The sequence below is a fragment of the Faecalimonas umbilicata genome, from assembly GCF_004346095.1.
GTDB classification, from domain to species: domain Bacteria; phylum Bacillota; class Clostridia; order Lachnospirales; family Lachnospiraceae; genus Faecalimonas; species Faecalimonas umbilicata.
In genome coordinates, this window is the sequence record NZ_SLZV01000003.1 from 42,769 (window position 1) to 54,829 (window position 12,061).

Here is a 12,061-nt window from a genome sequence, read left to right on the forward strand (position 1 = left end):
GCCTATCTTGGCACTTCTACCATCTTGAATGCTTCAACCTGGTCTTCTTCTTTGACATCGTTAAACTTCTCAAATACAAGACCACATTCATATCCGGCTCTAACTTCCTTGACATCGTCTTTGAAACGTTTCAGCGAAGCAAGAGCACCCTCGAAGATCACAACACCATCTCTCGATACTCTGACAGAACATCCTCTCTCAAATGTACCATCAAGCACATAGGAACCTGCGATTGTTCCAACACCAGATGCCTTGAATGTCTGACGTACTTCCGCATGTCCGAGCACTTTCTCCTCAAATACCGGATCCAGCATTCCCTTCATCGCTGCCTGCACATCTTCGATCGCATCGTAAATGACACGGTACAGACGAAGATCAACACCTTCGCGCTCAGCGATTTCCTTTGCAGTCGCATCCGGACGGACATTAAATCCGATGATGATCGCATTGGATGCGGATGCAAGGTTGACATCAGATTCATTGATCGCGCCGACACCGCCGTGGATGATCTTAATGACAACTTCCTCGTTAGACAGCTTCAGAAGACTCTGTTTTACCGCCTCCACAGATCCCTGTACATCGGCTTTTACAATGATTCCAAGTTCTTTTAAGTTTCCTGCCTGGATCTGGCTGAACAGATCGTCTAAGGACATTCTTGATTTTGTCTCTTCAAGCATTCTCACACGGTTCTGAGAGATAAATGTCTCTGCAAAGCTTCTTGCTTCTTTATCAGACTCACATCCAACAAAGATCTCACCAGCATTTGGAACATCATTTAATCCGAGGATCTCCACCGGCATAGACGGTCCTGCTTCTTTGACACGTCTTCCTTTATCATCCATCATCGCTCTTACTTTCCCGTATGCAGAGCCTGCTGCGATCGGATCTCCTACATGAAGTGTTCCTTTCTGCACAAGAACTGTTGCCACAGAACCTTTTCCTTTGTCAAGCTGCGCTTCGATGACAATTCCTCTTGCACGGCGATTCGGATTAGCCTTCAGCTCAGATACTTCTGCTGTCAGAAGAATCATCTCCAGCAGTTCATCGATTCCTTCATGTGTATGTGCAGATACCGGAACAAAGATTGTGCTTCCGCCCCAGTCTTCTGCAATCAAGCCGTATTCTGTCAATTCTTGTTTGACTCTCTCTACATTTGCACTTGGCTTATCAATCTTATTTACTGCAACGATGATCTCGATGCCTGCCGCTTTCGCATGGTTGATCGCTTCTACCGTCTGCGGCATCACACCGTCATCCGCTGCAACAACAAGGATCGCGATATCTGTTGAGCTCGCTCCACGCATACGCATCGCTGTAAATGCTTCATGTCCCGGTGTATCAAGGAATGTAATGTTCTCTCCATTGATCGTTGCCACATACGCACCGATGTGCTGTGTGATTCCACCTGCTTCACGATCGATCACATTTGTGTTACGGATCGCATCAAGAAGAGAAGTCTTTCCATGGTCTACGTGTCCCATGACACATACAACCGGAGGACGTTTCACCATTGTGCTTTCATCCTCTTCGTCTTCTTTTAATAATTCCTCGATCACATCGACAACTTCTTCTTTTTCCACAAGGCATTCAAATTCCATTGCGATCTCTTCGGCAGTGTCAAAGTCTACTTCCTGGTTCACTGTCACGATCTTGCCCTGCATGAATAATTTTTTGACAATTACCGATGGCTGGATCTTCATCTTATCTGCAAGTTCCTGAATAGTAAGTGTCTCTGGAATTGTGATCATTTTGATCTTTTCTTCCTCTTTTTCCACTGGCTTTGGCTGTGGTTTTACCGGCTGTGACATCGGTTTTTGTTTCTTCCCTTTTGGAAGTCTTTCTTCTCTGTCGTCATCCCGGTAATCTTTCTTTTTATAGTTCTCCTTGCCCTTCTGGCGTTGTGGTTTCTGCTCCGGAACAATTGGTGCAGGAATGGACGGAGAAGTTCCTCTTCCATTCTCCTGTCTTCTGTCATCTCTTCTTCCGTTATTTCTTCTGTTGTCCTGTCCGCGGTCATCTCTTCTTCCCTGACCGGAGAATCCGCCTTTCTGACCCTGGCGATCTCCTCTTCCATCCGGACGATTGTCTCCACGGTTATTGTAGTTTCTGTTCTCACCACGATTCTCCCCGGAGCGCTCTCCTCTGTTAAACGGACGGTTTCCGGAACGTTCTCCTCTGTTATCGCCATTTCTGGATCCTTGATTATTGTTGTTTCCACGGCTGTTTGTGCCATTTCCGGAACGGTAATTGTTGTTCTGACGATCCTTTTGTCCTGTACCGTTTCCTCTCTGATTATTGCCGCCATTGTTCGATCTTTGTCCGCCCTGACGCTTTCCATTCTGTGTATTCTGCGGACGGAATACCTGCACGATATTTTTCTTTTTTGGTGTCTCCTCGGACGATGCTTCCTTCTTTCCTCCAAAAGCATCTTTCACCATGTTTTCCTGTTCATCTGTAAGGGAACTCATGTGGCTTTTCACCTCTACTTTCTTCTCTTGTAAAAAATCTAAAATTTCTTTGTTTGACTTGTTTAACTCTTTTGCCAGTTCATGTACCCGGACTTTTGTCATACGCTCTACCTCCTCTATGCCATTGTCTGCCTCTCATCCTCTATCTGCTTCTTAATTCCCTTTGCAAATCCTGCATCCAGCACGGCAAGCGATGCCCGGAATTCTTTTCCCATTGCATGCCCCAACGTATCTTTATCCTTATAAAAATAAATTGGTACTTCATAGAAATCACACATGTTCTGAAACTTCTTTTTTGTATTGTCAGAAGCATCCTCTGCCACAATGACAAGTTCTGCTCTTCCTGACTTTGTCTCTTTCTCAGTTGAAAACTCTCCGCTTACTGTCTTTCCCGCCTTGGTCGCCAGACTGATCAGCGAAAGTGCTTTACTTTGTTTCAATCGCATCCATCTCCTCTTTTAAATGTTCATATACCTCTGCCGGAATGGATTGTTTGAAAGATCTCTCAAGCCCTCTGTTTTTCACTGCCTTTTCCAGACATTCCCGTGAAAAGCAAAGGTATGCCCCGCGGCCGTTTTTCTTGCCGGTCGCATCCAGAATGAATTCGTTTTCTGACGTTTTCAGTACGCGCATCATCTCTTTTTTACTTTTCATTTCACCACATCCTACGCACTTCCGCATAGGAATCTTCTTTACGCTGCCCAAACAATCACTCCGTTTCTATTCTTCATCTGCCAGATAGTCCTCTGTCTGCTCCGGCTCATCCACTTCTGCTGCTTCCATCGCCATATCCATATAGTTTTCCGGAAGATCTCCTGCCTCAATGGCCTGTGTCTCGCTCTTAATGTCAATCTTATAGCCAGTCAGACGCGCTGCAAGTCTTGCGTTCTGCCCTTCTTTTCCGATTGCAAGAGAAAGCTGGTAATCTGGAACAATCACACTTGCTGTCTTCTCATCCGGATCTGCCATAACAGAAATAACTTTTGCCGGGCTTAATGCATTCTCAATTAAGATTGCCGGATTCTCACTCCAGTTGATGATATCGATCTTCTCCCCGCGCAGTTCGTTGACAATCGCATTGACTCTTGCACCGTTCATTCCGACGCATGCTCCAACTGGATCAACATCCGGATCATTGGACCATACAGCGATCTTTGTACGAGAACCTGCTTCTCTGGAAATACTCTTGATCTCTACTGTTCCGTCTTTGACTTCTGCAACTTCTGACTCAAACAGACGCTTTACAAGTTCTGGATGTGTACGAGAAACTAAGATCTTCGGTCCTTTTGTCGTATTCTTTACTTCTACCACGTACAGTTTGATACGCTCTGTCGGCTTAAATACCTCTCCTTTGACCTGTTCATTCTCTGTCAGCATCGCATCTGCCTTACCAAGGTTAATACTTACATTTTTGCCAACATATCTCTGAACAATACCTGTAACGATATCTTTTTCTTTTTCAAAATACTGGTCATAAACCACTTTTCTTTCTTCCTCGCGGATTTTCTGGAGGATCAGGTTTTTTGCATTCTGTGTGGCAATTCTTCCGAATTCCTTTGATTCTACCGGAATCTGGACAATGTCGCCAAGTTCAAATTTTGAATCGATCATCTTTGCATCTGCAAGGCTGATCTCCATCACCTCATCTTCTACTTCCTCCACAACGACTTTCTCCGCAAATACGGAATAATCGCATGTCTCCCTGTTCATGATGATCTTAATGTTATCTGCTTTTCCAAAATGGTTCTTGCAGGCATTCATCAATGAATTCTCAATTGCATCTAACATGGTCTCTTTGCTGATGTCTTTTTCCTCTTCTAAGATCGTCAGCGCTTCTAATAACTCAGTGTTCATTTCTATTTCCTCCTAACTGTTTAAAAATCAAGTGCAAGACGGATCAATGCGATCTCGCTTCTCTCAAATGTCTTCGGTTCACCATCTTCATATTCGATAGTGACAGTGTCTTTGTCATACGATTTTAAAATACCGGTAAATTCCTTCTGTCTGTCGATCGCACGGTACGTTCTGATCTCCACTTCTTCTCCCAGACTGCGTTTAAAATCTTTCTCTTTCTTTAGCGGTCTTCCAAGTCCCGGAGAGCTGACTTCAAAAATATAAGTATCCTCGATATAATCTTCCCGGTCCAGAATCTCTGAAAATGCACGGCTGACTACTTCACAGTCATCTACTGCAATTCCTCCCGGTTTATCGATATAAGCGCGCAGGTACCAGTTGCTTCCTTCCTTTACATACTCCACATCTACCAGTTCAAATCCATTGCCCTCCACGATCGGCAGAATCAGTTCTTCTGTTTTCTGTTCATATACTTCTCTTTTTGACAAATCATCTCTTCCTTTCTGTTCTTGTTCTTTCGTCTCTGACAAATCTGCATGATACAAAGAAGAGTGGACGTCTTGCCCACTCTTCTGTCAGTTACATATCAATCTATTAAAGAGCATAGCACAACTCTCTGGGAAAAGCAAGCGCTTTTTGCCGCTTTCGCTTTATAATCGTGTCTTCGTCCCTTTTCCATCCCGCTTATTTAACTTGAGCCGGTTTAAGGAAACTTCTTTTTCCTGATAACTTCCCTTTGTGTCAACCCCGTCTGCAAACAGATAAATCTGCTCAATCCGGTCACTCTTTTGCAGCTTCATTCCGCGCACACCGACTGCACCTTTTTTCTTCTCCGGCACCTCCGAAAGAAGAAACCGCAGGAAATATCCTCCTTCCGTCTGAAGCACGATATTCTGCTCTTCCAAAACCTTTATAACCGCAACGACTTCGTCCGCTTCCTGAAGCTTCGTTGCCGCAGTCGTCCGCTTTGATACAAGAAACTCTTCTCCGGCCACTTGTTTTAGCATACTTTGCCTTGTCACAAATAGCAGTTTCGCATCTTTTAATTCTTCTTCCGCACAGAGATATACGATCTCTTCCTGCGCACTGTCGTAGTTCCCCAGATTATCGATCGGAACACTCTTATCTCGAAACTTTCCATATGGAATATCTGAGACTTTTACCTGATGCATCTTTCCGGTATTCGTAAAAATACAAACTTTTCCAGTATTTTTACACGGAACAATGTGCTTGTTCTCGCTGTCTGCGGCTTCTTTATTCCGCTCATACGTTGCTACATCCACAGTCTTTGCATATCCAAAGCGATCCAGAAGCAGGATCACATCCTGTTCTTCCACCTTGTTCTCTTCATAAATTGCCTCTTTTCCATTCTCGATCACAGTACGGCGTTCTCTTGCGTAAGCTTTTTTATATCCTTCCAGTTCATCAATGATCACATTCGTCATCGAATCATAATTATTCAGGATATCTTCATACTTTTCAATGTTTTTCAACGTCTCTTCATGTTCCTTCATCAGCGCTTCGATTTCCAGACCGATCAGTTTATAGAGGCGCATCTCCAGAATCGCTGTTGCCTGCTTCTCGGTAAAGCACAGTTTTGCTGCCTTTTTCTTGGATGCCGCTGTCTTAAACGTAATATTCTCCACAGTTCCGTGGATCAAGCATTCCTTCGCATCTTTGATCGACTTGCTGCCTCTTAAGATCTCAATAATCAAGTCAATGACGTCACACGCCTTGATCAGACCTTCCTGAATCTCTTTTTTCGCAAGTTCTTTTGCAAGCAATGTCTTATATTTTCTCGTCATCAGTTCAAACTGAAAATCTACGTGGTGTTCGATGATCTGGCGGAGCCCCATCGTCTCCGGTCTTCCATCGGCAACTGCAAGCATGTTCACCCCAAACGTATCTTCCAGACGCGTCTTCTTATAGAGCATGTTTTTCAGGTTTTCAATGTCCGCATCTTTTTTCAGTTCGAGAACAATACGGATCCCTTCTTTGGAAGACTGATTCGAGATGTCTACGATATCATTTGTCTTCTTTGCCTCCACCAGTGCACAGATATCGTTCAAAAACTTTCCGATCCCTGCGCCGATCATCGTATAAGGAATCTCAGAGATGACCAGACGTTTCTTTCCGCCTTTTCCATTCTCTACCTCTACTTTTCCGCGAAGTTTAATCTTTCCTGTACCGGTCTCATAGATGGATGGCAGATCATCTTTGTTGACTACGATGCCCCCGGTCGGGAAATCCGGCCCCTTCAGATATGTCAGAAGTTCTTCCGTTGTGATCTCATTGTTCCTCATGTATGCCTTTACTGCATCGATCACCTCACCTAGGTTATGTGTCGGGATACTCGTGGCCATACCGACTGCGATTCCCTCCGCACCATTGACAAGGAGGTTCGGAATTCTGACCGGAAGCACTTCCGGCTCTTTTTCTGTCTCGTCAAAATTTGGCACAAAATCTACAATGTCTTTATCAAGATCTGCCAGATACGCTTCCTGCGTGATTTTGGCCAGACGGCTCTCCGTATAACGCATCGCCGCAGCGCCGTCCCCTTCTATCGACCCAAAATTCCCGTGACCGTCTACCAGCACCATTCCCTTTTTAAAATCCTGCGCCATAACAACCAGCGCCTCATAGATGGAACTGTCACCGTGTGGGTGATATTTACCCATCGTATCTCCGACGATACGGGCACACTTTCTGTATGGTCTGTCATATCTGATCCCAAGTTCATACATATCATAGAGCGTTCTTCTCTGTACCGGCTTTAAACCATCCCGGACATCCGGCAGTGCTCTTGCTATGATGACACTCATCGCATAATCAATGTAAGACTTCTTCATCACATCCGAATACTCGGTTCTTATCACTTGCTGCTCGTTCATATTTTACCTCACCTAACTATATATCCAGTTCTGCCTCTGCCGCATTCTCATAGATAAATGCACGTCTCGGCGGAACATCACTTCCCATCAGCATCTCTGTCACACTAGATGCCATTCTCGCATCTTCAATCTCTACCAATTTTAACATTCTTGTCTCCGGATTCAATGTGGTCTCCCAAAGCTGCTCTGCATCCATCTCCCCGAGACCTTTGTACCTCTGCAGAGTAAACGGACCGGTCTGACGCTTCCGGTACTGTTCGAGTGCCTTATCGTCATACAGATACTCTTCCTCACCCTTCTTCGGCATCGCCTTGTAAAGCGGCGGCATCGCAATATAGACATGTCCCTCAAAGATCAACTCCGGCATAAAGCGATAGAATAAGGTCAGAAGCAATGTAGAAATATGCGCTCCGTCCACATCTGCATCTGCCATGATAATGATCTTATCATAGCGGAGCTTACTGATGTCAAAATCATTCCCATATCCTTCTGAAAACCCACACCCAAACGCATTGATCATCGTTTTGATCTCCGCATTTGCCAGCACTTTATCAATGCTTGCCTTCTCCACATTCAAAATCTTTCCACGGATCGGCAAGATCGCCTGATACATCCGGTCACGCGCCGTCTTTGCGGATCCTCCCGCCGAATCTCCCTCAACGATAAAGATCTCACACTTTGATGCATCACGGCTCTCACAGTTTGCAAGCTTTCCGTTGCTGTCAAACGAATATTTTTGCTTCGTCAGCAGATTCGTTTTTGCACGTTCTTCTGTCTTGCGGATCTTCGCCGCTTTCTCTGCACAGCCGATCACCTTCTTCAACGTCTCAAGATTTCGGTCAAAGTAGCGAACAATCTCTTCCCCGGTCACCTTTCCGGTAGCTTTGGATGCATCTGGATTGTCAAGCTTCGTCTTCGTCTGTCCTTCAAATCTAGGATCCGGATGCTTTACCGAGACGATCGCCGTCATCCCGTTTCGAATATCTGCTCCGGTAAAATTGGAATCTTTCTCCTTTAAAATTCCAAGTTCCCTCGCATATTGGTTGATAACTGTAGTAAACGTCGTCTTGAATCCAGTCAGGTGCGTACCGCCCTCCGCATTGTAAATGTTATTGCAGAAACCAAGCACATTTTCATGGAACTCATTGACATACTGAAATGCCACTTCCACCTCGATGCCTTCTGCTTCCCCTTTAAAATAGACTGGCTCATGGATGACCTCTTTCTTCTGGTTCATATCTTTAATAAAACCGATGATCCCATCCGGCTCATGAAACTCAATATGTTCTGTCTGCTCTCGTCTCCGATCCTCAAAGATAATCGTCAGTTCCGGATTCAGATACGCCGTTTCATGCAGACGACTCTTCACCTCATCTGCCTTAAACTTTGTCTTCTCAAAAATCTCTCCATCCGGCAAAAAATTCACAAGTGTACCGGTCTTTCTCGTCTTTGCGATCACCGGGAGAAGGCCGTCTTCCAGCTCTACGACCGGAATCCCCCGCTCATACCGGTCATGGTGTACCCCGCCGTCCCGGCTGATCTTCACATCCATATATTCTGACAACGCATTGACTACGGAAGATCCGACACCATGGAGTCCACCGCTTGTCTTGTAAGCCGAATCATCAAACTTTCCTCCCGCATGCAAGGTCGTGTAGACAAGCCTCGCTGCAGAAATTCCCTTCTGGTGCATGCCGACTGGAACTCCTCGTCCATTGTCCTCCACCGTAGCTGAACCATCTTTTTCTAAAAAAACACTGATCTTATTACAGAATCCGGCGAGATGTTCATCCACCGCATTATCCACAATCTCATAGATCAGATGATTCAGTCCCTTTGTAGACACACTTCCTATATACATTCCCGGACGCTTCCGGACCGCCTCCAGCCCTTCGAGCACCGAAATACTATCTGCATCATATGTATTTTTCTTAGCCATTTACCCCTGTCCTTTCACGTTCTTTATCAAAGCTTCACACATTCTACCACAAATGTTCAGGATTTTCAACTTTATTTTCGAACAGCTGTTCTTTCCGCTTCTAAACTCCTGTTTTTATGGATTTTCTACAATCACTTTCTGAAGTGTCACTGCAAGCAGTTCCATCGCATTTCTCATTTCCTCTACCGTGTTTGTCTGCGCCCCTGCCTCGATCAAAAGCGACTTCGGGCGCATGTGCAGACTGTAGCGGTACCCACGGAGAAAGATCCTCCTTGTAAATCCAGGATACATCTGTTCTGCCGCCAGCTTCATTTGAAGTGAAAATGCCAGATTGTCCTGTATGTATGGGTTTGGAAGGTATGCGATATCTCCGTTATCCTTTGTCCGGCTCAACCCATTAAAAAACATAATCTGCGCAGTCGGTTTTCCATTTACTTCTGTCACCAGATGCGTATCCTCACCCACGCCGTCCCGGTGAAGATCGATCACAACTTCGATGCTTGGATGTTCTTCAAGGATTGGCCGTACTCCCGCCTCCGCATACTCATATGCTGCGCTCCGGTCCAACTGTCCATTGATCAGATCGTAGACACCCGGATGGTGGATCGTCGGAATCCCAAGTGCATTTAACCGCTCTGCAAGAAGCTTCCCCATCCCGACGATCGTTGTGTCTGTATCTCCCTCCACGGAATCGATGAAAGCTTCCTGCGAATGCGTATGGAAAATAAGAATTTTCGGTGCATCTCCCTGCTTTTCAATCTTCATGCTCCTTGACAGGAGGTCATCCGCATTCAACTGATCCGGCCCAATCATAGTCGCACTGTCCACCGTATAAAAATTGCTGAGCAGATAATCAAAATCCCGCAGCTTCTCGATAGACATCTCCGGGGGAACCTGAGCCATCTTGGGCGGCTCCTCTACCGTTACCGCTTTCTCTGGATTCACCAGTTTTCCATCTGCCCCCACTTCATTTTCATCCTCCGCCTGCTTTTTCAAGATCATCTCGTACGTTTCTTCATCCTCCAGCGATGCCCGATAAACTTTCTGGCGCCGCAGATATCCACCGGCAGGCAAAATCTGCATCGCCTGCTTTGCGATCCACTCCCCCGGAGCAAGAACAGGTTCCGCTTTTAAATAAGAGAGAGAAGGCAGGTATCGCTCCTCTGCCCTCTTCTGCACACTTTTTGCCACTGCCTTTTTATCAAAAACTGTCCCCATATTTTGCAAAATACATAAAAACACAAGAAAGACTGCGATCTTTCCAGTCATACTTCCTGTCCCTGTCAGCTTCCATCTCTTTTTCACGCATCCACTTCCCCACTATTTTCTGCTGCTCTTGTCCATCCTGCCACAATCGCCCTGCCTTTAAACTATATGAGCCAAACAAAAAATTTATGAGGCTGTCCCTTCCGAAAACAAGATATTTAATGCCTCCGAGATTGTAAAACTCACCCGCTTGATAGTGTCATCAATATTTTTTGGTGTCATATACATCCCATTCAGATGCGGAGCGATCAGCTCCCGGATCAGTTCCTGCTTCTCTGCCTCGTTGTAACTGCGCAGTGTCTCCCCTACACTTTTTAGCAGTTCAGAAGACTCCAACGCTACAATGAAGTTTTCCATCGTATCATTGACGATCGTCACCGCATCTACCACAGTCGGAACACCGATCCCGATCACCTTGACACCCAACGTCTCACTGTTTAATGCCAGCCTATGGTTCCCCACACCAGATCCCGGACAGATTCCGGTATCTGTAATCTGAATCGTCCGGTTTAATCTTTTACTGTTTCTCGCCGCAAGTGCATCGATCGCCACAACAAAATCCGGCTCCGTTTCCTCCACAACCCCCTTCACAATCTCCAGCGTCTCCATTCCCGTCTGCCCCGTAACCCCGGGCACTACAGCACTGACAAGATATACTTGATCTTTTCCCATCGCATATTTTCCATATTCTTTTACGATGTGCCGTGTGACATGCAGATGATCTGCCACATAAGGTCCGAGTGCATCCGGTGTCACCTCGCGGTTTCCAAGCCCTACCACAAGAACAGATACTTCCTCCTTTCGTTCCGGTATGAGTTCTTTGATATCCTCTGCCAGCTTTTTTGAAATTTCCCTGTGATAATCTTCATCCGGCACAGCCATATTCGGCGCCTCGATGGTCAGATATGTGCCGACTGGCTTTCCCATCATCTTTGCTCCATTCTCTGTCTCAACAACGACGCGGGTCGTCCGGATCTCTCTCTCCTCGTCGTAAGTCTCTTCCACACTCACACCCGGAATCTCCACATGATCCGACACAAACCGTTCCCTTGTCTCCAGCGCCAAGTCTGTACGAATATTATAATTTTCCAACATTACATTCTTCCCCTCATTTCCACTCTGTTTTTTAATAGTTTTTACAAAAAAATGGGAAATATGTATTGACAGAACAGATTCTATCCATTAAACTAAATAAGTGTGTTCGACAGAACGTCCGTGTCCGAATCTGCCGAATTACCCTAACGAATAGAAAATAAAAAATCACATATTTGGAGGTGTACGATTTGGCTAACATTAAATCTGCAAAAAAAAGAATTTTAGTAAACGAAACAAAAGCTGCTAGAAATAAAGCAATTAAATCAAAAGTAAAAACTTACGTGAAAAAAGTAGAGACTGCTGTTGCTCACAGCGACAAAGCTGCTGCTGAAGAAGCTTTAAAAGCTGCTATCGTTGAGATCAACAAAGCTGGTTCTAAAGGTGTTTACCACAAGAACACTTGTGCTAGAAAAGTTTCTCGTTTAACAAAAGCTGTTAACGGAATTGCTTAATTAGAAAGCTTAATCAAATAGAAATAAAAAGAAGTAATCATACCGTCATGTGATTACTTCTTTTTTTATTTCATAGGACCAATTCCTACAAAATCC

General features: G+C 45.2%; 10 protein-coding genes. 1 reads left to right on the forward strand and 9 read right to left on the reverse strand.

Features of this window, described 5'->3' with window-relative positions; all coding sequences use genetic code 11:
• Positions 1-2: 2 nt before the first annotated feature.
• The 9 genes from infB to gpr form a co-directional block, all read right to left on the reverse strand.
• Positions 3-2,570 carry a translation initiation factor IF-2 gene (gene infB / locus EDD74_RS01965; protein WP_008975823.1) on the reverse strand — a complete coding sequence of 856 codons (2,568 nt, stop codon included), beginning with the start codon at positions 2,568-2,570 and terminating at the stop codon, positions 3-5.
• A gap of 14 nt (positions 2,571-2,584) precedes the next feature.
• Positions 2,585-2,914, reverse strand: a complete 330-nt coding sequence (locus EDD74_RS01970; RefSeq protein WP_009261745.1) for a L7Ae/L30e/S12e/Gadd45 family ribosomal protein — start codon at positions 2,912-2,914, stop codon at positions 2,585-2,587.
• On the reverse strand, positions 2,895-3,173 hold the full coding sequence (gene rnpM, locus EDD74_RS01975) for an RNase P modulator RnpM (protein WP_009261744.1): 279 nt from the start codon (positions 3,171-3,173) through the stop codon (positions 2,895-2,897). Before rnpM ends, EDD74_RS01970 begins: the two co-directional genes overlap by 20 nt.
• Positions 3,174-3,188: 15 nt before the next feature.
• Positions 3,189-4,322 (reverse strand): transcription termination factor NusA, encoded by a 1,134-nt coding sequence (nusA, locus tag EDD74_RS01980; protein ID WP_008975826.1) that lies wholly within the window; start codon positions 4,320-4,322, stop codon positions 3,189-3,191.
• Positions 4,323-4,342: 20 nt separating this feature from the next.
• Positions 4,343-4,810 (reverse strand): ribosome maturation factor RimP, encoded by a 468-nt coding sequence (gene rimP, locus EDD74_RS01985; RefSeq protein ID WP_009261743.1) that lies wholly within the window; start codon positions 4,808-4,810, stop codon positions 4,343-4,345.
• Between the two features lie 162 nt (positions 4,811-4,972).
• Positions 4,973-7,213: a DNA gyrase/topoisomerase IV subunit A gene (locus tag EDD74_RS01990; RefSeq protein ID WP_116442132.1), complete on the reverse strand. Its 2,241-nt coding sequence runs from the start codon at positions 7,211-7,213 to the stop codon at positions 4,973-4,975.
• A gap of 16 nt (positions 7,214-7,229) precedes the next feature.
• Positions 7,230-9,152, reverse strand: a complete 1,923-nt coding sequence (locus EDD74_RS01995; protein ID WP_008975829.1) for a DNA gyrase/topoisomerase IV subunit B — start codon at positions 9,150-9,152, stop codon at positions 7,230-7,232.
• Between the two features lie 114 nt (positions 9,153-9,266).
• Positions 9,267-10,421, reverse strand: a complete 1,155-nt coding sequence (locus EDD74_RS02000; RefSeq protein ID WP_016438993.1) for a stage II sporulation protein P — start codon at positions 10,419-10,421, stop codon at positions 9,267-9,269.
• Between the two features lie 123 nt (positions 10,422-10,544).
• A complete protein-coding gene (gene gpr / locus EDD74_RS02005) occupies positions 10,545-11,513 on the reverse strand; it encodes a GPR endopeptidase (protein WP_016440455.1) in 969 nt (322 codons plus the stop codon).
• 188 nt (positions 11,514-11,701) lie between these two features.
• Between gpr and rpsT the strand changes: the two genes are divergently transcribed.
• A complete protein-coding gene (gene rpsT / locus EDD74_RS02010) occupies positions 11,702-11,965 on the forward strand; it encodes a 30S ribosomal protein S20 (RefSeq protein ID WP_009261739.1) in 264 nt (87 codons plus the stop codon).
• Positions 11,966-12,061: the final 96 nt, after the last annotated feature.

Coding starts and splice junctions, on each gene's coding strand:
- EDD74_RS01995 (WP_008975829.1), bottom strand. CDS start 9,152: ATGGCTAAGAAAAATACATATGATGCAGATAGTATTTCGGTGCTCGAA.
- gpr (WP_016440455.1), bottom strand. CDS start 11,513: ATGTTGGAAAATTATAATATTCGTACAGACTTGGCGCTGGAGACAAGG.
- EDD74_RS01970 (WP_009261745.1), bottom strand. CDS start 2,914: ATGCGATTGAAACAAAGTAAAGCACTTTCGCTGATCAGTCTGGCGACC.
- infB (WP_008975823.1), bottom strand. CDS start 2,570: ATGACAAAAGTCCGGGTACATGAACTGGCAAAAGAGTTAAACAAGTCA.
- EDD74_RS02000 (WP_016438993.1), bottom strand. CDS start 10,421: ATGACTGGAAAGATCGCAGTCTTTCTTGTGTTTTTATGTATTTTGCAA.
- nusA (WP_008975826.1), bottom strand. CDS start 4,322: ATGAACACTGAGTTATTAGAAGCGCTGACGATCTTAGAAGAGGAAAAA.
- EDD74_RS01990 (WP_116442132.1), bottom strand. CDS start 7,213: ATGAACGAGCAGCAAGTGATAAGAACCGAGTATTCGGATGTGATGAAG.